The sequence below is a fragment of the Actinacidiphila yeochonensis CN732 genome (assembly GCF_000745345.1).
GTDB classification, from domain to species: Bacteria; Actinomycetota; Actinomycetes; order Streptomycetales; family Streptomycetaceae; genus Actinacidiphila; species Actinacidiphila yeochonensis.
The window spans coordinates 2,946,710-2,968,813 of sequence record NZ_JQNR01000005.1; the positions used below are offsets into that span (position 1 = coordinate 2,946,710).

The window sequence follows — 22,104 nt, forward strand, 5'->3', positions numbered from 1 at the left end:
AACGCGTATGGACCGGCGACGCTCGCGTATGGCCGCGGCCGCGAGGCCGGTGGTTGGGTCGATGGCATGATCGACGATTCCGACAAGACGAACGACATCCTGCGCGCTCACGCCGAGAAGACCGAACGGAACGAACGCCCGGCACCGGAGAGCCTCGACGCGCTGCGGGAAGCCGGGGACTTCGCGTTGCGGGTACCGAGAGGGCAGGGCGGAGCCGGAGCGGGCGTCGAGGCGGTGGCCCGGCGCCTGACCGCGCTGGGGCGGGCCTGCCCGTCGTCGGCGTGGGTCGCCGGGACGTGCGCGACGTCCAAGAACCTCGCGGGCGCGTGCTTCCCGGGCGCGGACGACCTGTTCGCGGACGCTGACGCGCTCTTCTGCGGCTCGGGTGTTCCCGGGGCGCAGGGCGTCCGGGACGGCGACGTCGTGCGGGTGTCGGGTCGCTGGCAGAACGTGTCCGGATGCGAGGACGCGGCCTGGGCCTCGCTCGCCGTGATGGTGGACGGTGTGTTCTCCCTCGCCGTGATTCCCGTGGCGGAGCTGACGATCGACCGGACGTGGCAGATGGCCGGGATGCGTGGCACCGGCAGCCACACCCTGGTCGCGGAGGACCTGCCCGTACCGGCGTCGCGGGTCGCGGCGGCGCCCCCGTTCGGCCTGAACGATGTGATGCTCTACGCGATGACGGTGCTCGGCCCGGTGGTCGGCGGCGCGCGCGGCGCACTCGACACGACGTTCGCGATGTTCGCCTCGGACCGCAAGCCGTTCATGAGCGCGCACGCGCGGATGGGGGAGTCGGCGGGCGCGCGGTACTGGCTCGCGGAGGCGGCGCGCCTGGTGGACCGGGCCGAGGAGACGATGCTGTCGGTGGCGCGGGAGGCGGACGCGCGCACACTGTCCGACGTGGACGCTCCGCGGCTGCGCATGGCGCTGGCGGACGCGGGCCGGGACGCCCGCGCGGCCGTCGAACGGCTGATGGACCTCAACGGCGCCGGCGGCTTCCGCACAGCGAACGTGCTGCAGCGCTTCTGGCGTGACGTGTCCGTCGGCAGCCGCCACCCGCACCTGAACCCGTACCTCGCGGTCGAGACCTACGGGACCGCGCTGGCGGGCGCCGGCGACGCCCGCTGACCCCGGAGGCCGGGCACGGGCCCAGCTGGCCCGGGGCGGCCCTGACCGGTGATCCGCGCGCCGGGGACCAGCAGCGGCACGGGGGAGCCGCAGCCGTGTGGCCGCCGCCCTGAGACGGCTGCGTCCGCCTGCACAACACCTCGGCCGAGGAGTTCACCCCGCCCCCCTCCTACCGCGCCGACCTCGTCACGGTCTGCCGCGCCTTCCACTGGATGAAGCAGGACGTGGTGCTGTCGCGCCTGGAGGGTATGACCGCGTCGGACGCCACTGTCGCGGTCATGGGCGACGGCAGCCTGTGGACCGCGCGCACCGAGTGGACCGACGCCCTGCGGGCCCTGATCCAGGAGTACTTGGGAGTCTCACCTCGGCACTCCTGGCCGGCGGCGATCCCACGCTCCACGTCCTCACCCCCGCCGACCCCGCGCGCGCCGCGGCCGCGCTCACCTTCGCCCTGCGCAAGCTCGACCGCTGCACGCTCGTCGTCGCCGGCAAACACTCGAGCGTCCACCACCCGCTGGACACCCTCTACGAGGAACTGCGACACGGCATCGCGATCTGGTCCCACCTGACCCACCCCGGCCCCGGCGAACCCGACCTGGTCCTCGCTTCCGCCGGCGACCTGCCCGCCGAGGCCCTGACCACCCTGGCCCGACGGCTCCGCGCCGAACACCCGGACCTACGCCTGCGGTACGTCCACATCCACGACCTCACAGCCCTGGCCGAGGACGGCACCCGCCCCCTCGCCCTCGCGCCGGACGCCTTCCCCCGCTACTTCGGCACCCGAGCGCCGATCGTCCTGGCCACCAGCGGGCACCCGGCCGACATCCACGCCCTCCTCGGCCGCCGCCACCCCGGGCCCCGGCTCACCGTCCTCGGCTACCGCGACTCCGGCCGCCCCGTCTCCCAGGCCCGCCTCCGCCAGCTCTGCGGACTCGACGACGCCGGCCTGTGGCAGCTCGCCACCACCCTCACCAACGCCGTGAAGGAGATACCGGCATGAGCACCCCGCTCCCGCCCGTCGCCCCCGACGCCGGCACCATCGACGCCTTCGAACGCGACGGGTACGCGGTCATCCGCGACGCGATCACCCCGGAACTCCGCGAACAGCTCCTGGCCGCCGCCGAGAAGCTGCTGGTCAGCGACATCACCCAGGGCCGCGACCGAGGAGGCGACGGCAAGGACGGCTTCCGCGGATGCCTCAACCTCGACCGCGCCTTCCTTCCCCTCCTCGCCAACCCGGCCGTCCTGCCCACCGTCGTCCAGCTCCTCAGCCCGAACATCCACCTGCTGTCCGCCCACCTCATCGCCCTGCCCAGCGGTCCGCCCCGCACCATCCGCATCCCCGGGCGCCACGGCTGGCACCGTGACATGTACGGCGTCACCGCCGACCTCGGCTTCCCCCACACCCCCCGCATGGCGATCAAGGCCGCCCACTACCTCACCCCCATCACCCCCGACTGCGGGCTGACCACGTTCCTCCCCGGCAGCCACCGCCTCACCGAACCAAGGGCAGCGGAGCCGCCCCCATCGGGACTGTAAATCGTCCGGGCCGCCGGCATCGCCCCCAAGGACGACGACCTGGCGTGCCGCTGGATCGCCGTGCGCCACGCGGACGACCACATCCACGTCCTCGCCATCACCGTCCGCGAGGACGGCCGCCGCCCCAAGCTCCACAACAGCGGCCAGCGCGTCGGAGCCGAGTGCTGCGAGATCGAGAAGGACTACGGCCTGCGCCAGCTCGGGACCGGCGACCGGACCGCCGAACGCCGCCCCACCCAGGCCGAGGTGCACAAGGCCAAGCGCCTCGGCTGGGAACAGACCAGCCGCGAGTGGCTCCAGGACCGCATCCGCGCAGCCATCCCCCACGCGAGCAACGCGGAGGAACTTCTCGCCTACCTCCAGGCCGATGGCGTCGAGGTCAAGATCCTCCGCTTCCCGTCCGGCGACCTTCGGGGCTACTCCGTCGCTCGCTCCGGAGACCTGAAGGCCAACGGGCAGCCCAACTACATCCCCGGCGGGAAGATCGCCCCCGACCTGTCCCTGCCCAAGCTCCAGGCGCTCCTTGAGGCCGCCAAGCCGGAGGAGTACCCCACCGCCCGCCGCAACAAGGCCGCCACCCGCTGGCAGCACGCCACCAACGCCCTCGACACCTTCACCACCAACCACGACACCGCCAGCGACAGTGGTGACGCGCGTGCGCAGGCGCACATCACCGCCCTCGGTGAACTGATCGAGGCCACCGCCCAGACCGCACCCCAGGACCTGCGCGCCGAACTCCGAGTAGCAGCAAAGACCTTCGCCCGCGCCCAGCGCTCCCAGATTCGTGCAGATCACACGGCGGCAGCCGGTCTGCGACAGGCGGCCCGCGATCTTGTGCACGCCGGCAGCGGAAAGGACGGCAGCACCCTCGCCGTCTTCGTCGCAGCCCTCGTCTGGGCCGCGATCCTCTCCCCGCGCTGGCACACCGCCAAGGGCCATGCCCAGCAGGCCGAAGCCGCGCGCCGAACCGTCCAGCACCTTCAGGCCGCCTACGACCAGGCCGCCGCCGACCAGATCGCTTTCCTCGCCCAGCGCCAACCCAAGGAGCAGACCCGCAACACCCTCGCCAGCGACGTCCGCGCCGCCATTCCCGACCACGCGACGCGGATCTCGCCGACCCCAACTGGCCCGCCCTCGCCACCGTGCTCGCCGACGCCGAGGCCGGCGGCTACATACCCCACCAACTCCTCACCGAGGCCGCCGCCCGCCGCGAACTCGGCAGCGCCCGCCTGCCCGCCAAGGTCCTCATCGCCCGCATCCAGCACACCAGCTACAACCCCGCACCCAACCGCACCGTCGAGGCGGCACTCCTGCGCTCGTCTGCCGCCCCGACCGTCCGCCACCCCACGACCAACCCGTCATCCGCCACGACTGCCCTGCAGCGCCCCGTCACCCAATCCCGACACCGCTGACCACCAGCGACCGGAATTCTGCTGCCGCCGTGGGCGGCCACCAGTTGGTGGTCGCCCACAGCTGTTCACTCAGCCCTTGAGCGCGATATCCAGGTATGCCTGCACTGGCTCGAAGATCCCGTATGGGACGTATTCGGGGATCTCTGCAAGCGCCACCCACGCCAGTGCGTCCAGTTCTCGTGGGTCACCGACGGCAGCGGTGCCGCTGACGATCTCGCAGACCATGTACGACATCCATCGGCCAGTCTCCGGGTGGACGCGCTCGCCGAGGACCTTGATGGCGGCCACGTTCAGCCCCGTCTCCTCCGCGGTCTCGCGAACAGCCGCTTGCTCGGGAGACTCGCCGGGCTCGATCTTGCCTGCCGGGAACTGCCACGAGAGCTGGCCCTCGCTGACTCGGCGCCGGACCATCAGCACCCGACCCTCTCGGATCACGATCGCGGCAGCGACACCTGGCGGCCCGTCTGAAGGCGGGAGCACCGGCTAATCCCTCTCCGCCACTGAGGCCGCCACGGGGCGGAGCAGGTCGAGGACGTGGGTCCAGTTGTACTTGTCGCGGCCCCCGCCGGCCTTGGGCTTGTGGGGGACGTAGTCGCCGATCAGGACGCCCATCGACCGGAGCCGGGCCAGGCTCTCCGCGTACGCCGGGTGGGCAGCCTGGGCGGAGTTGACGTAGGGCTGGACGGCCACGGGGATGCCGAGTCCGTAGGCCTCGCAAAGGATGCCGAGCGCGAGGGTGTCGGAGATGCCGGCGGCCCACTTGTTGATGGTGTTGAACGTGGCCGGGGCGACGGCGATGGCGTCGGCCGGGGGCAGTGGCTGGGGGATGCTCGGTGTGCGCCAGGCGGAGCGGATCGGGTAGCCGGTCTGGGCTTCGATGGCTTCCTGGTCTATGAACCCGAGTCCGTTCGGGGTCGCGATCACGCCGACTCCCCAGCCCTCGGAATGGGCAGCGGTGATCAGTTCGCCCACTCCGTCGGCGATGCCCGACGCGCAGACGACGACGTAGAGGAACGGCTCGCGGTGCTCGGTCAAACCTGGACTCCCAACTCCTGGCAGAAACGGCGAAGCTCCGGGACGGCGCCGCGCCGGTCGCGAGCGGCCATGTCACCGGCCAGCTCGAGCACGCTGGGCCGTCGGCGGATGTCCTCCGAGGCACAGCTCTCCGCGATCCTGAGCGCTTTGTATCCCTCGGCCAGTCTGCCCTGCTGGCTGTAGGCCCGTGCAGCCTCCACCCACAGTGCCGCCCGGCGTTCGGGGACCGGGATACGCCTGCGCATCAGCGGCTGGACGGCCTCCAGCGCCGCTCCGGCGTCGCCCAGGACGACCGAGGCGCTCACCGAGTGGAGCGCGACGTTGGTCGGACTGAAGTTTGCCCAGGCTTCGGGGCTGTCGAGGTCGACGTAGCGCGCGACCTCCTGAGCCTCGGCGAGGAACTCGGCGGTCGTGGCGCGGTCACCGCCGGCGCTTGCGGCCGTCACCCCGCGAAGGAGCATGAGCCCCAGCGCGGCGAGGTACTCGGGCGGGCGCCGGTCGTAGCTGCCGGAAAGCTGGTCGGCGGTGTGCCGGATGAGGGTGACGGCGGGCGCGGTGTGCCGGTCGCGCGCTAGGACGTGCGCCTGAACGCGGACGCTGGAGGCCATCACCACGGGGTCGGCGCTCCGTTCGGCCTCGGCCATGGCACGGCCGACCGCCAGCCAGGCGTTGCCGTGGTCGCCGAGCTTGAGCAGCAGGCTGACCGCGGTCTGGTACGCCGTCGCGAGGAGGCCGGACAGGACTTGATCGTCGCCGCGGGAGGCATCCTGGGCCTGGCGAAGGTCGGCGATCAGTGAGGGCAGAGCGCCTTCGAGTTCGGCGTACCGGCAGGTGTAGAACAGCCTCCGAGCCTGGGAGAGCCGGGCCGCGAGTGCGGCCTGGGGTTGTGGCGCGTGATCGGCTGGAACAGGTCCAGGCAGCAGCGCCTGGACCAGCTCTATCCCCACGCGGGGACGGGGCGTCGGGGTCGCGAGCGCGGCGACGCTCGCGGCCAGGAAGTTGCGACGGTGCATGTCGTCCGTCCTGCTGTCCGCACTGGTATGGGAGGACAGGCCGAGGCTTTCCAGTGGGATGTCGAGCACGGCTGCGACAGCGCGCAGGACGTCGATGTCCTGCGTCCCCTTGCCGCTCTCCAACCGGCTGATCTTCGACTGGTGGTAGCCCAGTTCGGTGGCCACGTCCGCCTGCGACCGGCCGCTCAACACTCGCGCGCGGCGGATCACCTCTCCGATCCCACTCGCAGCGGAGTGTCCTGTGGCCGTCCGCGACATGGCTTCTCCTGCCAATGCTGATCCTGCCCTGGCGAGCCGAGCGTAGCCGCACCAGGACAACCCGCCATGCACGATCTGCATGGATCATGCACGCGGAGCCGTTGCCCTAACCGTGGTGCATCGAGATGGAGTTGTCTGGACGTCAGCAGCTCGACCACCCTCGCAGCTCGCGATTCCCCGCTCCCGCATGACCGAGGCCCATCTGCGGTCTCTCGCATGCGCGGCTCTACCCAGTGGCTAAGGAGAAGCGCCGATGACCCTCCGCTCGGACGCCCAGAGGAGGCGCTACCACGCATCAGCGGGAAGCGGACGCGGTGGCCGTTCCTCTCGCTTCGGAAGACGGCCGGGCGTCGAACGCAACCGCGAGCCCCTCAGATCACGTCGCTGAGCGTCGCGCGCGCCTCGCCACCGCCAGCCCCCACGCCCGAGAGGTCCTCGACCGCCACCAGTTCGAGGACGGCCGGTGCGGCGACGGCTGCGGCCCCTGGCCGTGCAACAGCGTTGTCGACGCGGTCCAAGCCTGCGACGGTGACCAGTGATCGCCTCCACTCACGCTCGGCGTATCTCGTTCATCGGCACCAAGCGCGACCACGTCCCGCCGGCCCGGGAAGCCGTCGTCCGAGTCGCGCGCTCGTGGGGGATCGACCCGACTTCGCTGGGCGACATCGCGCTGGTCGCCGACGAGTTGCTCGCCAACGCGGTCATCCACGCGCCAGGAAGACTGCTGGCCGGCATCTACCTCTCTCCGGACGGCGACCGGGTGGTGATCGAGGTCTACGACCCGTCGCGCCGGATGCCCACCGGCGCCGCGAACTTCGGCAACGACGAACTGACCACCGGTCGAGGCATGCTGCTGATCGAGGGCCTGTCGGAGACCTGGGGCGCGGAACCGACGACCCATGGCAAGAAGGTTTGGGCCGAACTGGCGGTGCCCGCTGTCGCGGTACCCGAGCACCCTCGCTCGGCCCGCCGGGCGGCACTCATCGCGAGCCTCGTCCGCACCGACCGTCCCAGGCCCCGTCCCCACGCGCCCACCTGGCCACGCGCCCACGCGTACAGATGGTTCTCGCAGCACCGCTCGCCGCGCGCCTACCGACTCCGCCCGTGCTGGTCCAGGCGCACCGGCCGGGCGGTGACGGGGGCCGGTCGCTCTTTCCCCCGGGAGCGGCCAGCCCCACCCCGTCCGACTCGCGCGGAGCAGCCGTGCTCCACCCGAACTCTGCTCTACGGAAGGATGGATGGATGAGTGACTGGGAGTTCGTGAAGGACAGAACGGCCACGCAGGGCGCGGTGTGGAGGTCCGCCGACGGCCTGCTCTACAAGCGGACCGGCGGTGAGGATCTGCGGGTTGAGACCGAGTTCCAGCAGCTGGCCGCCGGTCTTGGTTACCCGGTGCCGGAGATCGTCGACAGCGGCTCGGAGAACGAGAGCTACTTCGTCATCGAGCGCGCCATCGGCGACAGCTCGCTGCACGAGGAGGCGCTGGCCGACGCCGGGCGGGACGGTCAGGTCAGCTACCAGGTGATCAGCACGGCGGCTGCCGTCGCATCGAAGCTCCTGCAGGCCCAGGCGAGGCACCCCCTCCCGGTCACGCCGTGGTTCGAGGAGGCGGCCTTCGCGGCTGAGGTCTTCGAGGAGAACCCGGACTTCGACACCCCGCGCGTCCACGAGGCGGTCAAGCACGCCCTCGACCGGCTGGCTCGGCTCCCGATGGTGCACGGGCACCTGGACTACGGCTTGCCCAACGTCCTTCAGGCCGGGGTCATCGACTGGCAGCACCACGGACCGATCCCGCTCGGCTACGACGTCTACCCCGCTCTCGACATCGTGGCCTTCAAGGGCGGCGGCAAGGGCTACAGCATCACCGCGGAACAGCGCGCCGCCTACACCGCAGCCCTCGACGAGACCACCGCATCCCTGATCGGGCAGCGGGTGAGCGAGCACCTGGGCGACTTCCTGCTCGTCAAGTGCTTCTTCTTCCTCGCCCTCATGCGGCCCACCGACCCCACGCGGCACGACAAGCACATCAAGTGGCAGTACCGGCGCACCCTCTTCACGATGGGACTTGATCAGTATGAGTCTTCCGACACGATCGACACCGGCACCTTCCCCACTCTGGAACGGTTCACTGCTGAACACCGGTAGGCCGGTCCCCACCGTCCGCGACCGCGACTACCTGATGGACCACCACGGAGTCGTCTTCAAGGTCATCGGCGACAGCCACCCCGGCAGCCACTACCTCGGCTACGTCAAGTACCACCCCGACGAGAAGGGCGACCGGCGGCTGTTCGGCCGGACCTACCGGCAGAACAGTGTCGTGTCGAAGTCCTTCGGCATCCTTGCCGGCAGGCCGGAGTGCTACGTCTACTCCGACACCCTCGGCTGCGTCATCACCGGCATCCCGCGCGAAGACGTCGCCGTCCACTACTCCTGCCGCCAGGCCCTCGCCGCCATCCACGAGGACCCCGGCCCGGTCGCCGACAACCCGGCCGGCAAGGACCTCCTGGCGATCACCGAGTGGATCACCGCGAACGACGCCCAGGGCCTGATCGGCGTCACCGGCTCCTTCCTCGTCGGCTGCTTCAACGAGCGCTCCGACATCGACCTCGTCTGCTACGGACCGGAGGGCTACCAGGCCGCACAGGAGCTATTCCAGCAGACCGACCTGATCCGGCCGTACGACGGAGACGACCTCACTCGGCTGTACATCCGCCGGGCCAAGTACATGGAGGGCAGCTCCTTCGACGCCCTCATCAAGCAGGAACGCCGCAAGCTCCAAGGGCTCACCGCCAACGCCGGCGCGCACATCAACTGCGAACCCATCCGCTCCGACCGCGACAAGACCTTCGCCCGGATCTCCTCCAAGGAGATCGGCGAGATCTCACTACTCGCCAAGATCACCGACCACGCCGAGGGCCTCACCACCCCGGCCGTCTACGGGATCAAGGTCAAGACCATCCTCAGCTCGACCATCGACGAGGCCGACTCCTTCGCCCGCCGGATCACCCACATGCGCTCGTACCTCGGCGCCTACACCGGCGCCTTCCGATCCGGCGACACCGTGCACCTGGCCGGCAAGCTCGTCCACACCCAGGACGGCGAACACAGCGGCTTCGGCATCGAACTCACCCCCTGGACCGTCAGCGGCTCCTACGTCGCCAACCTCGCCGGATAGGAGCCTCGTCTTGCCCCTGCTCGTCATCCGGCACGCGGAGTCCGTCGAGAACGCCGACAAGTACAACGGCTTCTACCAAGACCCCCGCCCCTACAGCGGAACCGCTGCCCACGCCATCTCCCGCACCATCGTCGGCCTGACCCCGCACGGCTTCCGGCAGGCCCAATGGCTCGCCGAAGTCCTCCCGCAGCTCGCGGGCCCCGAACCGCACGTCTACACCTCGACCTACCGCAGGGCGATCGACACCGCCGCAATCGCCCTGCCCGCCCTCCCCGACGGCTGGCCCCAGCAGACGCCGCTCCTGGACGAGCAGCACTACGGCGACGCCACCTACATGACCAAGCGTGAGCTCTACGACAGCTACCCCGCACTCGCCGAGGAGCGCCGCCTGCGCAAACACATCTGGACTGCGCCGGGCGGCGGTGAGTCGCTCGCAGAGGGCGTGCTCAACCGGGCCGCCGAGTTCGCCGCGCTGGCCCGTGCCGAGCTTCAGGGAGCGCGCACGGTCGTCGCCTTCACCCACCAGACCGCCGCGGTGGCGCTGCGTTCCCTGCTCGAACTCCGCAGCCTGCCCGAGATCCTCGCGGAGGAGCGGAAGGGCAAGATGCCCAACGCCGCGATCCTCCACTACGAGCTGCACGACGGCCGGTTCACCCGGACGGGAACCACCACCCCGCCGATTTAGGAGGAGCCCGTGCGACACCTGTTCCTCAACGGGCCCGTCCAGAACGGACCCTTCACCTTCGCCACCCGCCCTGGCAAGGCTGTCGGCATCCGACTCGCCGCCGCCCTCAACGCCATCCTCGGGTTACCGCCCGCACCCCACCTGTGGAACACCGTCACCCTCGCCGGAGACCTCCGCCACCGCCAGGCCGAGGGGTCGACGATCCCCCGCCAGCGGTTCGAGGCCGACCTGATTGCCGCCAAGTACACGTCCGGCCAGTCCCCGGTGGGCGGCATCCTGACCGACACCGACGCGGAAGTCGCCAACCTCGCGCTGGAGATGATCGAGAACAACCTCCGTGCCGGCACCCTCAGCATCAGCCGCGAGACCGTCCCCACCTGCCGGGCCTGCGGTCACATGACCGGCACCGGCGGCCACCCCTGCAACGCCTGCGGCAGCACCGCCACCCGGGAACGCAGCGGCCTCCACCTCGTCGCCGAACTCGCGAAGGACCGCCCCGTCCTCGACCGCTCGGACATCCACGCCAGCCACCGCCAGCAGCCCAAGCACCTGCAGAACACCGCCGGCAACGTCGCCGAGCGGTTGATCGTCTCCCGAACCCGCGACCACGGAATCGATCTCTCGCCCCTCGGCCTCAACGGCCTCGTCCTCGACCCGCGCGTCGGCATCCACGCCACCGTCCTCGCCGCAGCCCGAAGGCACCAGGCGGATGTAGCCGTCATGACCATCACCCAGAACGCGGCCAACCACATCGCCGCCCACGGCCAGCACTTCCGCGAGCACGACGGCACCCGGCTGCAGTACGCCCTGCACGGCCACCTCCCATACGACCACACGGCCAGCCTCCAGCCGCTGCACGAGGCGTACCGAACGACCCAGGAGATCAAGGACGGCTTCGGAGAGTGGTTCCTCCCGCTCTTCTCTCTGAGGGCCAAGACTGGAACTCGGCCGGACCAGTTGCCCGCGCTCTTCAAGCACTACATGCGGGCACACCTTGCCAAGCCCGTTGCGGTCGACGGAGTCACCTTCGAAGCCGTACAGCATTCGGTCTCCGCCGGCGACACGGAATGGATCACGGACAAGCGGGCGCTGGCCAATGTGATGGCTGTCCATGGGGCAGCGCAGGTAGCTGCTGCGGACTTCTGAGAGTCCCTGCCAGCAACCTGCTCGTCGTCGATGATCAGGGCGCCATCCCGTTCCAGCGCCGCCGGCCACCGGTCAGTGGGCTCTGCCCGGTGGCGCCCAGGACATCGGCAAGGTCGCCAGATTCGACTCAACTCGGCACCTGGCGAACCCACCTGGCAGTAGGCTGATCCACCAGCCAGCAGCGCTTCGTACGTCACTGTCACCTACAGCGCCCTACGGAGTTATTGATCTTGTCGGTGAGATGAGCGAGGCTTTGTGGTGGGTGCGTTCGGAGAGGGTGGAGCATGATGGAGTTCATCCCCGGCGTTGGTGCCGGGTCTTTGCTGCGGTCTGAGCTGCTTGCCGATGGTCGGTCGACCCGGATAGGTGCGATTCACCAGATCGACTACGACCAGGCCGTCGTGCTGACCCACGACCGCTGGAAGTTCGACGCCGGTGGCATTTCGCAGTTTTCGTTCCTCCTCGCGACCGCACAGGATGTCAACGACCCTCGCGTCGACGATGACGAGGTGCTGCTTCTGCGTGTCGAGGGCACGGCACCGCTGTCGCTTGAGCGTGACCTGCACGCCGTGCGCGAGGAATCCCTGCGAACGGCCCTTTCGAACAACCAGGACCCATCGCCATCCACCGTGCTTGATGCGGAGCTTGACCCGTTCACCAAGAACCGCGTGTCGTTCACCGGCGTGCGGTGCAAGATCCTCGGCACCTTCTACGAAGACGACGTGGATGGGCAGAAGGTGCTGGAGTTCGGTGCCGACGTGGACAACTTCTACGCCACGTCCACGTATCGAGTCCTGAAGCCTATCGGTGACGGCCTCGCGACGATCGCCTCCTACCTCAAACCGACTGGGCGCCCAGTAGAACGTGTACGCATAGGTGCGGTGCGGTACTCCGCGACGCGGCGGCGAGCTAAGGCCTCCAAGCAGGCTGACGCCGCAGTCGAAGTCAATATCCGGGACTTCATTGGCAACAAGACCGCCTTGCTCGGCATGACCCGGATGGGCAAGTCGAATACCGCAAAGATCATCATCGCGCGCACGTTCGTAGTCTCCGAACGACAGCGCGCCGCTGGCGGACACCCCATCGGTCAGCTGATCTTCGACCCGCAGGGGGAGTACGCCAACCCAAACACGCAGGACGGTACCGAGATTGCGGCGATCGGTGCGAACCATGTCCGCATCTTCAAGTTTGGTGCGGACGGTACGCAGCCACACGTGAAGCCTCTCAATATCAACTTCTTTTCCGAGAATCAGATTGACGCAGTTCAGGGGTTGATTTCCGACACTCTTAGCAGTGATGAGTCTGGCTACGTCAAGGACTTCGCGGGTATGTCCTATGCGGATGTGCCAGGAGATCGCTCCGCCACCACGCATGCCCAACGTGCCCGACTTGTTCTCTATGGCGCGCTGATGCGCGCGGGGTTCGCGGTGCCGACAAATTTTCGCGCGCGAATCAATATCAGCGGTGCTTTTCGGCAGAAGATTGTCACCGGACTCGGCCGTAACCCGTTTGTGCAGGCCGGGAGTAGTGCCAACTTGGTGGCCATCGCTGCAGCAGACGTCGAAAATGTCGTCGACAAGATCGTGGAGCTGCGCGACGCCGGAGATGCCGACGCGACCAACTTTGCGAAGGATGTCCGCTGGAAGAGCGTTGAGCCGATTTTCACGACTCGCAGCGGAAACCGCAGCGTCCGAGGCTGGCGAAATCTGAATCCGCTGCGGCCGTTTCACAGCCCTGCGACACAGAACGACCCTGCGATCGAGATTTACGAGGAGCTTCTCCGGGGGCGCATTGTGATCGTCGATTTGCATGTCGGAGCCGAAGCTGTGACCAAGGCTCTGAGCGAGTCGATTACGCGTCGGCTGCTTTCTAAGCAGACCGAGGTGTTTACCTCCGGGCAGGAACCGCCGCACATTCAAGTAATGCTTGAGGAGGCTCACAACCTGTTCTCGTCGGATCGGTATAAGGATGACCTCGACGTCTGGGTCAAGCTCGCCAAGGAAGCGAGCAAGCTGAATCTCGGCATGACCTACGCGACGCAGGAGGTCTCGGGGGTAGCGCACCAGGTCAAGGCGAATACTGCCAACTGGGTTGTCGCCCATTTGAACAACACGACAGAGGTGCGGGAGCTGGCCAAGTTCTACGACTTCGGGGCGTTCTCAGATGCGATCATCGCCTCCGAGGACCGCGGGTATGTGCGGCTAAAGACACTGTCCTCGCCGTACATCGTCCCCGTCCAGATCGATCGGTACGACATCGCGCTCGTCAACGAAGCACGAGCAGCGGCTGGTGACACGCCGTTGACGCTGAACGGGACGGCACTCTGATGCCGTACGAGACTGTCGGCGGGGCTCACGAGATCGCATCGCGGCTGGGGCATTCGGCGGCCGCCATCCGGGCGATCGCGGACCAACGCACCTTCCATGTTCCGGCTGAGGCGATCCAGGACCTGGATTCGATCCGCAAGCGAATCCGTCCGCGGGGCGACTTCGCCGCCCCGCCTGCGCCAGAGCGACTCACCGCTGCGCTGGCGATCGACGGTTCACACGTCGTTGAGCAGGTTCGTGACGGCCTGCCATCGGTCCTGTACGGGTTTGCGCAGGCCGCCGCAGCGTACGTGGACCTCGGAGTTCTGGAGTCGCAGCGGGCCGAGCGGTTTGTCGACCCGTACAAGATCGAGCGTGCGGTCAACACCGCCCTCGTGACGCTGGATCTGCCTGTCTCCGGCGCGTACACACGCGCCGACGCCGACATCGTGACCTCGTGGCGAGAGGTCATCAACGAGCTGTTTCGGCAGAAGAAGATCGACGTCAATCGCCTCGACCAGCCGCTGCTGGACCTGCTCTTCCTTCTCCACGGCGTTCCTGGGTCCCCAGCGGCTACAGTGCCGGTTAACTGCCCGACGCAGGACTGCAAGAAGGACATTCCTGTGCCACCCGCTGGTGCCGACTGCGACGCGTGCGGCGTGCACCTTTTTCCCACCGACGTGCTTCGTATCCACGAGGAGGTTGGCGAGGAGGGTACGAACCAGTCCGCTCTCGGGCGGCTCATGTCGGTGATCGAGCTGTTGGTGCTGGTCGGGCTGGCGACGCTGCTGTGGGAGCAGTCGCGCCAGAAGGCTCTGCCCATGACGCTGTTCATCGTCGATGGCCCGCTGGCCGTGTTCGGCACACCAGCAAAGCTGCGCGGGCGAGCCCTTGAGTACTTCCAAGCAATGGGCAGCACGACGCCGGGCAACGCGCCATACGTCTGTGGGATTGAGAAGTCCGGAGTTCTGGTCGACTACGCGCGCCAGCTGGCCCGGCACGACATTCTCGAACCGGGTGACCTGTTGGTATGCGACGAACTGATCATTGCGCGAGTCGTAAACGCCAACAACGCGCGGGCCTACGGCAAGGAGACATACTGGGGCCGCAAGTTCGTGTATCGGGCGCTTGATGGGCGAGTCGTCGTCCCGACCGTGCCCCCACCGGTGGGTGCACCGTATGATGCCAACGGCGGGCAAGCCGACCCGGCGGCCTACCCGACGCTGCCGGCAATCCTCGACGTGATCGACCGCACCGGTTCCTCGATGTACGTCGATGGCATCATCCCGGTGGCGGCCGCGCACGGGAAGGCCGCGTTCCCGATCGGCGTGGGCACCGATGTGCTCCGCCTCGTAGCCACCAAACGCCTCGGCCTCGACTCGACTGGTGGACAAGCGGCTCCGGTACGGTTTGCCCCATGATCGAGAATGTGGCTGTGCTGCCGGTCGCCCCCCTCCGTGATGCTCACGCTGCGCATGTTGCTGCGCCGGCAATCCCGACGCACATCCTCGACAACCCCCGCCCACTCGTTTCACCCCTCGGCGTCGTTGACCACGCGCTCATGATGAGCAGGTACCAGTCGCCCCTGCGCTACCCCGGAGCAAAGTCGTCCCTCGCGCCGGTGATCGCCCGAATCTTGGATGCCGCCAAGGGGTCGAGGGCCGTTCCGGAAATCAACCTGCTGGTCGAGCCTTTCGCCGGCGGAGCGTCGGCGTCTTTGCGACTCGTTGGCCAAGGGCTCGTCGACCGAGTGCTGCTCGCTGACGTGGATCCGTTGGTGACTGCCTTCTGGCAGACCGCGGCCGCCGATACAGAGGCGCTGATCGGCCGTATGCATGACGAGTGGACCCGATACGTCAAGCCGGGCGGAGTAGCCGCTGTCGAGCGGTGGGACTATTGGCGTTCCTGGGCGCCCGCTCGGAAAGCGAAGCCTGCCACGGTCCGACTGGAGTTGGCGACACAGTGCCTATTTCTAAACCGCACAACTTTTTCTGGAATCCTTCATGGTAAGGCAGGCCCGATCGGTGGACGCAAGCAAGCGAGCCCGTACGGCATCGGATGCCGGTGGAATCCGGAAGCGATAGAGGAACGGCTTCGATACGTCGGTCACCTGTACGACACCGGCCGGATCGTCGATGTCTGGCACAAGGACTGGCAGCAGACACTCGATGACGTGCCCAGCTACTACCCGCAGCTGATCCCGTCTCGCGTTGTTGCCTACCTCGACCCGCCCTACATCGAAAAAGCCTCGCACTTGTACCGAACCTCTTTCGACCCCCGAGGTGGATACGGCGGCGACAGGGGTGGCAAGGCGGAATCAGACGACCACATGCTCCACATGCAGCTCGCCGGATATCTGCGTACCAAGGCGCAGTTCCGCTGGTTGCTCAGCTACGACAACAACCCAATGTTGACCGAAAGCACTTGGCTCTACGCGCACGCTCGCATGACGCCTAGCCGCGTGGACCGGGAGACGCTCGGCGTACGCTCGTGGCCCTTGACGAAACGGTTGGTGAAGACGCGCTACAGCGCTAGTGGTAAGACCGGCAAGCGCGATGCTGATGAACTCCTCATCACAACCCTCCCGCCATCCACTGTCCCCGTAGATCACCAGCTGCGCGAGCTGCCTTGATTGCTGGGGGTTATCCGCCTTCCGCTACCTGTTCATCACCTTCCGTCCGTAGTTGTTCGTGCCCGCGATCCGGTTCAGCTCCGCGCAGGTCGGTGTACGGCTTGGTCAGGTAGGAGGCCGCATCTGCTGATCGGCCGCCGGCCAGGACTCGTCCGAGATCACCTGTCGGCGACGGCTGTGGTGTTGCGCGGCAGACTGAGTTGTCGGGTGATCGCCCACAGGGAGGGTCCTGCGCGTGCAGCTCGTGCACGGCTCGGTATGGGTCGCCGGTGCGGTCGGGTGGGTGGTGTTCACGGTCTTCGCCGCGCCGATGCGCGACTACCGGAGGGCTACGGCGACGGTTGGATCGGCAACTGAGACATGAGCCGCTGGGTCGACGGTTGCCACGCCGCGGCGGTTTGGCGGGCTAGAAGCGGTCGCAAGTGGCCAGCCTGCGTGAGCGATGCGTGAGCGGACGGGGTAACACGTGCCGGTTCGGACGGGATCGTGGATCACGGTGCAACGTTCTGACCTGCGGGTTCAGTACCAAATGATCGATGCTGGCAGTAGCCATCATGATCACTCTCGGGCTCGTAATGCGTAGGTCTCGGGTTGGGAGCCGGGTGGCGTCCCCAGGCAGGTCAGTGGTCGGCAGAAGCCGCGGCAGATCACTGACTGTGACTCGCTGCGGCTTCTTCCGAAGCCCGCCGCTCGACTGAGCCTGTCCACCACCATCCAGGGACTGAAGCCCGCCTCTGGACGGCGGCGGAGTCGGCGCAGCCCGAGGTCAGGGGGCCTTGCGGCCCGCGTTCGCCAGGGAGTTTTCAGGGACTTTCTGCTTCGTCCGAGGGAGTTTTCAGGGAGTTTTCGCTGTGCAAGCAGGAAAGCGCCTGACAGCTCTGAAAGACGAGACGTCGCAGGTCAGGCCCTGTTTCGTCAGCACTCGATGACGTTGACCGCGAGGCCGCCGCGGGCGGTCTCCTTGTACTTGACCTTCATGTCGGCGCCGGTCTGCTTCATCGTGCGGATCACCTTGTCGAGGGAGACGTGGTGGCGGCCGTCGCCGCGCATCGCCATGCGGGCGGCGGTGACCGCCTTGACCGCGGCCATGCCGTTGCGCTCGATGCACGGGATCTGGACCAGGCCGCCGATGGGGTCGCAGGTCAGGCCCAGGTTGTGCTCCATGCCGATCTCCGCCGCGTTCTCCACCTGCTCCGGGCTGCCGCCCAGGACCTCCGCGAGGCCGCCCGCCGCCATCGAGCAGGCCGAGCCGACCTCGCCTTGGCAGCCGACCTCGGCGCCGGAGATCGACGCGTTCTCCTTGAAGAGCATGCCGATCGCGCCGGCCGCCAGCAGGAAGCGGACCACCGCGTCGTCCTGCTCGGCCTGGGGCGCTCCGGCCGGGCAGACGAAGCGCAGGTAGTAGTGGAGGACGGCCGGGATGATGCCGGCCGCGCCGTTCGTGGGGGCCGTGACCACGCGGCCGCCCGCGGCGTTCTCCTCGTTGACGGCCATCGCGTACAGCGTCGTCCACTCCATCGCGCGGACCGCCGGGTCGCCCTCGGCCCGCAGCTGGCGGGCGGACTGCGCGGCCCGGCGGCGCACCTTCAGGCCGCCCGGCAGGATGCCCTCGCGGCTCATGCCGCGCTCCACGCACTCCCGCATGACCTGCCAGATCTCCAGCAGCCCGGCCCGGATCTCCGCCTCGGTGCGCCAGGCCAGTTCGTTCTCCAGCATCAGCGCCGAGATGGACAGTCCGGTCTCGCGGGCCAGCCGCAGCAGCTCGTCGCCGGTGCGGAACGGGTGGCGCAGCACCGTGTCGTCCAGCTTGATGCGGTCCTCGCCGACCGCGTCCTCGTCGACGACGAAGCCGCCGCCGACCGAGTAGTACGTCTTCTCCAGCAGCACCGCGCCGGCCTCGTCCCGGGCGAGCAGCCGCATCCCGTTGGCGTGGTACGGCAGCGACCGGCGGCGGTGCATCACCAGGTCGGCGTCCGGGTCGAAGGCGATCTCGTGGGCGCCCAGCAGGTTCAGCCGCCGCAGCGCGCGGACCCGGTCCACCTCGCCCTCGGCCGCCTCGGTGTCCACCGTGCGCGGGGAGTGGCCGGCCAGGCCCAGCAGGACCGCCTTGGGGGTGCCGTGGCCGTGGCCGGTGGCGCCCAGCGAACCGAACAGCTCGGCGCGGACCGAGGCGGTGTGCGCCAGCAGTCCGTCGTTCTTCAGCCGGTGGGCGAAGATCCCCGCCGCCCGCATCGGGCCGACGGTGTGCGAGCTGGACGGGCCTATCCCGATGGAGAACAGGTCGAAGACGGAGATTGCCATGTGGTGCGGCTCCTGGTGTGCGGGGGACGCCGTTGTCCCCCGGTCGGTCCGCGCGGCCGGGCCGCGCGGGGCGGTGCGCTGCCCGGGGGCGGGCCGCCGAGGCTTCGACGGCCCGCCCCCGCGGCTCACGCGTAGAGCGGGTACTGCCCGGCCAGCGCGGCCACGCGGGCGCGCAGCGGCGCCTGCTCCTCCTCGGGGAAGGAGGGGGAGCCGGTCAGCACGGCGGCGATGACGTCCGCGACCTCGCGGAAGTCGTCGGCGCCGAAGCCCCGGGTGGCCAGCGCGGGCGTGCCGATCCGCAGGCCCGAGGTGACCATGGGCGGCCGGGGGTCGTTCGGCACCGCGTTGCGGTTGACGGTGATCCCCACCGCGTGCAGCCGGTCCTCGGCCTGCTGGCCGTCCAGGGCGGACTCGCGCAGGTCCACCAGGACCAGGTGCACGTCCGTGCCGCCGGACAGCACCGACACGCCCGCCCCGGCCAGGTCCGGCTGGGACAGCCGCTCGGCCAGGATGCGGGCACCCTCCAGCGTACGGGACTGCCGGTCCTTGAACTCGTCCGTCGCCGCCGCCTTGAACGCGACCGCCTTGGCGGCGATCACGTGCTCCAGCGGGCCACCCTGCTGACCAGGGAAGACAGCGGAGTTGATCTTCTTCGCCAGCTCGGCCTTGGCCAGGATGACGCCGCCGCGCGGGCCGCCCAGCGTCTTGTGCGTGGTGGTGGTCACCACGTCCGCGTACGGCACCGGCGAGGGGTGCAGCCCCGCCGCGACGAGGCCGGCGAAGTGGGCCATGTCCACCATCAGGTAGGCGCCGACCTCGTCCGCGATCCGGCGGAACTCCGCGAAGTCCAGCTGGCGCGGGTACGCCGACCAGCCGGCCACGATCAGCTTCGGGCGCCGCTCCTTGGCCAGCCGCTCCACCTCGGCCATGTCGACCAGGCCGGTCTCGGCGTCCACGTGGTAGGCGGCCACGTCGTACAGCTTGCCGGAGAAGTTGATCCGCATGCCGTGGGTGAGGTGGCCGCCGTGCGCCAGGTCCAGCCCCAGGATGGTGTCCCCGGGGTTGAGCAGGGCGAACATCGCCGCGGCGTTGGCCTGCGCGCCGGAGTGCGGCTGCACGTTGGCCGCCTCGGCGCCGAACAGCGCCTTGACCCTGTCGATGGCGAGCTGCTCGATGACGTCGACGTGCTCGCAGCCGCCGTAGTAGCGGCGGCCGGGGTAGCCCTCGGCGTACTTGTTCGTCAGCACCGAGCCCTGGGCCTCCAGCACCGCGGTGGGCGCGAAGTTCTCGGAGGCGATCATCTCCAGGGTGGTGCGCTGACGCTCCAGCTCGGCGTCGATGGCGGCGGCGACGTCCGGGTCGAAGTCGTGCAGGGACTGGTTCAGAAGCGACATGGCGGCCTCAGCCCTCGATGAACGCGTCGTACTCGGCCTTGGAGAGCAGCTCCTCGGCCTCCCCGGAGACCCGCACCTTGAACAGCCAGCCGCCGGCGAAGGGGGCGGTGTTCACCAGCGACGGGTCGTCGGCCACGTCCTGGTTGACCTCCGTCACCTCACCGCTGACCGGCGAGTACAGCTCGCTGACGGACTTGGTCGACTCCAGCTCGCCGCAGCTCTCGCCCGCGGTGACCGACGCGCCGACCTCCGGGAGCTGGACGAAGACGACGTCACCGAGCGCGTCGGCGGCGTGCGAGGTGATCCCCACGGTGGACACGCCGTCCTCGGCGGCGTCGAGCCACTCGTGCTCCTTGCTGTAGCGCAGCTGCTCAGGGTTGATGGTCATGGCGCGAATTCTCCCGGATATGGAGGTGTGGGTACGGCCGCGCGGGCCACGGACGGCGCACGCGGCGGTCGGGTGGGGGGAGGTGGGGCTTTCGGTACGAGCCCGCCGGCGCGCCGCCGGTGGGAGCCGGGCGGGGGACGCGGACGGCGGGCTCAGACGGAACCGGCCGGTGGCCGGTCCGGCGATCGACCGGTGGCCGGTCCGGTGACCGGTCGGTGACCGGACCAGCCACCGGTCAGCGGGCGCGCTTGTAGAACGGCAGCGCCACCACGGAGTGCGGCTCGTGGGAGCCGCGGATGTCCACGGCCACCCCGGACGTGCCCTGCTCGGTGTGGGCGGCGTCGACGTACGCCATCGCGATCGGCACCCCGAGGGTCGGGGAGGGCGCGCCGGAGGTGACCTCGCCGATCACCGCGCCGGCCGCGTCCACCACCGGGAAGCCGGCCCGCGGCACCCGCCGGCCCTCGGCGACCAGGCCGACCAGGGTGCGCGGCGGGACCTCCGCGGCCCGGGCGGCCGCGGCCAGCAGCGCCTCACGCCCGACGAAGTCGCCCGGCTTGTCGAACTTCACGACCCGGCCCAGGCCCGCGTCGAAGGGCGTCACCGAGGCGGTCAGCTCGTGGCCGTACAGCGGCATGCCGGCCTCCAGCCGGAGGGTGTCGCGGCAGGACAGCCCGCAGGGGACCAGGCCGTGCGGCGCGCCCGCCTCGGTCAGCGCCTGCCACAGCTTCTCGGCGTCGCCCGGCGCCACGAACAGCTCGAAGCCGTCCTCGCCGGTGTAGCCCGTGCGGGCGATCATCGCCGGCACGCCCGCGACCACGCCCGGCAGCCCGGCGTAGTAGCGCAGGGAGTCCAGGTCGGCGTCGGTGAGGGAGGCCAGGATGGCCGGCGCCTGCGGGCCCTGGACGGCGAGCAGCGCGTACGCGTCGCGGTCGTCGCGCACCTCGGCGTCGAACCCGGCCGCGCGCAGCGCCAGCGTGTCCAGCACCGTCTGGGCGTTGGAGGCGTTGGCCACGACCAGGTACTCCTGGTCGCCGGTCCGGTACACGATCAGGTCGTCGAGGATGCCGCCGTCGGGCGCGCACACCATCGTGTAGCGGGCCCGGCCCACCGCCAGCGCCGACAGGTGGCCGACCAGCGCGTGGTCCAGCGCCTGTCCGGCCTGCGGCCCGGTGACGGCGATCTCGCCCATGTGCGAGAGGTCGAAGAGGCCGGCCCGGGTGCGCACGGCCTGGTGCTCCTCGCGCTCGCTGGCGTAGCGCAGCGGCATGTCCCAGCCGGCGAAGTCGGTCATGGTGGCGCCCAGGGCGCGGTGCAGCGCGTCGAGCGCGGTCCTGCGGGGCTCGCTCATGGGGTTGTGGACTCCCAGGTGTGACGGTCGGATGGCGGCCGGTACGGGCCGGACGAGGGGCCCTCGGTCCGGCCTCCCCATCTGTCATCGGAACCTGAGAGGTTCACCGTGAACCCGGCGAGGGGCCACGGTTTGCACCTTGGGTGGGAGCGGGGCCCGGGGGCGCACCGCTCCGCTTTTCAGATCTGCCTCGCCCGCGCGGTATCTGTGCCTGAGAGATTCAAGGGAGGGCTTGCTCCTTCGGCGCCGGGCCCGCCGCCGTACCGGCCGGCTGGTCCCGGAACTCTCCCGCGCGGCCTCGAACGGCCGTTATGCAGATGTCTGGCCTCATCATTGCACGT

At 69.2% G+C, this 22,104-nt stretch carries 19 protein-coding genes, 1 pseudogene and 2 riboswitches; of the genes and pseudogenes, 12 read left to right on the top strand and 8 right to left on the bottom strand.

Annotated elements, in window-relative coordinates; translation table 11 throughout:
- Window positions 1-66 precede the first annotated feature (66 nt).
- The 4 genes and pseudogenes from BS72_RS24285 to BS72_RS38715 form a co-directional block, all read left to right on the top strand.
- Entirely contained in the window at window positions 67-1,128 is a 1,062-nt protein-coding gene (locus BS72_RS24285) for an acyl-CoA dehydrogenase family protein (RefSeq protein WP_037913549.1), read from the top strand.
- A 313-nt stretch (window positions 1,129-1,441) separates the two neighbouring features.
- Window positions 1,442-2,128 carry a phosphoketolase family protein gene (locus tag BS72_RS24290; RefSeq protein ID WP_037913552.1) on the top strand — a complete coding sequence of 229 codons (687 nt, stop codon included), beginning with the start codon at window positions 1,442-1,444 and terminating at the stop codon, window positions 2,126-2,128.
- Window positions 2,125-2,667 (top strand): phytanoyl-CoA dioxygenase family protein, encoded by a 543-nt coding sequence (locus BS72_RS24295; protein ID WP_051951612.1) that lies wholly within the window; start codon window positions 2,125-2,127, stop codon window positions 2,665-2,667. The genes BS72_RS24290 and BS72_RS24295 overlap by 4 nt, the downstream gene beginning before the upstream one ends.
- A pseudogene (locus tag BS72_RS38715) lies at window positions 2,668-4,079 on the top strand (mobilization protein); the annotation flags it as partial.
- Window positions 4,080-4,148: 69 nt separating this feature from the next.
- Here BS72_RS38715 and BS72_RS24305 read toward each other — a convergent pair.
- From BS72_RS24305 to BS72_RS36745, 4 genes are all read right to left on the bottom strand, one after another.
- Window positions 4,149-4,559 carry an NUDIX hydrolase gene (locus tag BS72_RS24305; protein ID WP_037913556.1) on the bottom strand — a complete coding sequence of 137 codons (411 nt, stop codon included), beginning with the start codon at window positions 4,557-4,559 and terminating at the stop codon, window positions 4,149-4,151.
- Window positions 4,560-4,562: 3 nt separating this feature from the next.
- Window positions 4,563-5,114 (bottom strand): flavoprotein, encoded by a 552-nt coding sequence (locus BS72_RS24310; RefSeq protein ID WP_037913558.1) that lies wholly within the window; start codon window positions 5,112-5,114, stop codon window positions 4,563-4,565.
- Window positions 5,111-6,385: a helix-turn-helix domain-containing protein gene (locus BS72_RS24315; RefSeq protein ID WP_037913560.1), complete on the bottom strand. Its 1,275-nt coding sequence runs from the start codon at window positions 6,383-6,385 to the stop codon at window positions 5,111-5,113. The genes BS72_RS24310 and BS72_RS24315 overlap by 4 nt, the downstream gene beginning before the upstream one ends.
- Before the next feature lie 371 nt (window positions 6,386-6,756).
- The gene (locus tag BS72_RS36745; RefSeq protein WP_157856322.1) at window positions 6,757-6,903 is read right to left on the bottom strand and encodes a hypothetical protein; all 147 of its coding nucleotides are present in this window, start codon (window positions 6,901-6,903) and stop codon (window positions 6,757-6,759) included.
- 17 nt (window positions 6,904-6,920) lie between these two features.
- Here BS72_RS36745 and BS72_RS32740 point away from each other — a divergent pair, with 17 nt between their 5' ends.
- From BS72_RS32740 to BS72_RS24360, 8 genes are all read left to right on the top strand, one after another.
- Window positions 6,921-7,631, top strand: coding sequence for an ATP-binding protein (locus tag BS72_RS32740; protein WP_051951619.1), 711 nt, complete (start codon window positions 6,921-6,923; stop codon window positions 7,629-7,631).
- Entirely contained in the window at window positions 7,628-8,530 is a 903-nt protein-coding gene (locus tag BS72_RS24330) for a phosphotransferase (RefSeq protein ID WP_037913566.1), read from the top strand. Before BS72_RS32740 ends, BS72_RS24330 begins: the two co-directional genes overlap by 4 nt.
- A gap of 34 nt (window positions 8,531-8,564) precedes the next feature.
- Window positions 8,565-9,560, top strand: coding sequence for a nucleotidyltransferase domain-containing protein (locus BS72_RS24335; protein WP_037913569.1), 996 nt, complete (start codon window positions 8,565-8,567; stop codon window positions 9,558-9,560).
- Window positions 9,561-9,570: 10 nt separating this feature from the next.
- Complete coding sequence (locus tag BS72_RS24340; RefSeq protein WP_037913571.1) at window positions 9,571-10,245, top strand: phosphoglycerate mutase family protein; 675 nt, start codon at window positions 9,571-9,573, stop codon at window positions 10,243-10,245.
- A gap of 9 nt (window positions 10,246-10,254) precedes the next feature.
- Window positions 10,255-11,391 carry a hypothetical protein gene (locus BS72_RS24345; RefSeq protein ID WP_051951621.1) on the top strand — a complete coding sequence of 379 codons (1,137 nt, stop codon included), beginning with the start codon at window positions 10,255-10,257 and terminating at the stop codon, window positions 11,389-11,391.
- 284 nt (window positions 11,392-11,675) lie between these two features.
- Entirely contained in the window at window positions 11,676-13,718 is a 2,043-nt protein-coding gene (locus BS72_RS24350) for a helicase HerA domain-containing protein (protein WP_037913573.1), read from the top strand.
- Window positions 13,718-15,118: a hypothetical protein gene (locus BS72_RS24355; RefSeq protein WP_037913575.1), complete on the top strand. Its 1,401-nt coding sequence runs from the start codon at window positions 13,718-13,720 to the stop codon at window positions 15,116-15,118. The genes BS72_RS24350 and BS72_RS24355 overlap by 1 nt, the downstream gene beginning before the upstream one ends.
- The gene (locus tag BS72_RS24360; protein WP_037913579.1) at window positions 15,115-16,329 is read left to right on the top strand and encodes a DNA adenine methylase; all 1,215 of its coding nucleotides are present in this window, start codon (window positions 15,115-15,117) and stop codon (window positions 16,327-16,329) included. Before BS72_RS24355 ends, BS72_RS24360 begins: the two co-directional genes overlap by 4 nt.
- 915 nt (window positions 16,330-17,244) lie before the next feature.
- Here the strand turns inward: BS72_RS24360 and BS72_RS24365 are convergent.
- The 4 genes from BS72_RS24365 to gcvT form a co-directional block, all read right to left on the bottom strand.
- Window positions 17,245-18,630: an L-serine ammonia-lyase gene (locus tag BS72_RS24365; protein WP_037913581.1), complete on the bottom strand. Its 1,386-nt coding sequence runs from the start codon at window positions 18,628-18,630 to the stop codon at window positions 17,245-17,247.
- Between the two features lie 125 nt (window positions 18,631-18,755).
- Entirely contained in the window at window positions 18,756-20,024 is a 1,269-nt protein-coding gene (gene glyA, locus BS72_RS24370) for a serine hydroxymethyltransferase (protein WP_037913584.1), read from the bottom strand.
- Window positions 20,025-20,031: 7 nt separating this feature from the next.
- The gene (gene gcvH, locus BS72_RS24375; protein ID WP_037913586.1) at window positions 20,032-20,412 is read right to left on the bottom strand and encodes a glycine cleavage system protein GcvH; all 381 of its coding nucleotides are present in this window, start codon (window positions 20,410-20,412) and stop codon (window positions 20,032-20,034) included.
- Between the two features lie 235 nt (window positions 20,413-20,647).
- Entirely contained in the window at window positions 20,648-21,763 is a 1,116-nt protein-coding gene (gcvT, locus tag BS72_RS24380; protein ID WP_037913590.1) for a glycine cleavage system aminomethyltransferase GcvT, read from the bottom strand.
- Between the two features lie 71 nt (window positions 21,764-21,834).
- Window positions 21,835-21,952, bottom strand: a riboswitch (glycine riboswitch).
- Window positions 21,953-22,064, bottom strand: a riboswitch (glycine riboswitch).
- Window positions 22,065-22,104: the final 40 nt, after the last annotated feature.

Excerpts from the sequence above, each read along its gene's own strand:
- BS72_RS24365 (WP_037913581.1), bottom strand. The coding sequence starts at position 18,630 with ATGGCAATCTCCGTCTTCGACCTGTTCTCCATCGGGATAGGCCCGTCC.
- BS72_RS24295 (WP_051951612.1), top strand. The coding sequence starts at position 2,125 with ATGAGCACCCCGCTCCCGCCCGTCGCCCCCGACGCCGGCACCATCGAC.
- gcvH (WP_037913586.1), bottom strand. The coding sequence starts at position 20,412 with ATGACCATCAACCCTGAGCAGCTGCGCTACAGCAAGGAGCACGAGTGG.
- gcvT (WP_037913590.1), bottom strand. The coding sequence starts at position 21,763 with ATGAGCGAGCCCCGCAGGACCGCGCTCGACGCGCTGCACCGCGCCCTG.
- BS72_RS24360 (WP_037913579.1), top strand. The coding sequence starts at position 15,115 with ATGATCGAGAATGTGGCTGTGCTGCCGGTCGCCCCCCTCCGTGATGCT.
- BS72_RS24330 (WP_037913566.1), top strand. The coding sequence starts at position 7,628 with ATGAGTGACTGGGAGTTCGTGAAGGACAGAACGGCCACGCAGGGCGCG.
- BS72_RS24315 (WP_037913560.1), bottom strand. The coding sequence starts at position 6,385 with ATGTCGCGGACGGCCACAGGACACTCCGCTGCGAGTGGGATCGGAGAG.
- glyA (WP_037913584.1), bottom strand. The coding sequence starts at position 20,024 with ATGTCGCTTCTGAACCAGTCCCTGCACGACTTCGACCCGGACGTCGCC.
- BS72_RS24335 (WP_037913569.1), top strand. The coding sequence starts at position 8,565 with ATGGACCACCACGGAGTCGTCTTCAAGGTCATCGGCGACAGCCACCCC.
- BS72_RS24285 (WP_037913549.1), top strand. The coding sequence starts at position 67 with ATGATCGACGATTCCGACAAGACGAACGACATCCTGCGCGCTCACGCC.
- BS72_RS24350 (WP_037913573.1), top strand. The coding sequence starts at position 11,676 with ATGATGGAGTTCATCCCCGGCGTTGGTGCCGGGTCTTTGCTGCGGTCT.
- BS72_RS24355 (WP_037913575.1), top strand. The coding sequence starts at position 13,718 with ATGCCGTACGAGACTGTCGGCGGGGCTCACGAGATCGCATCGCGGCTG.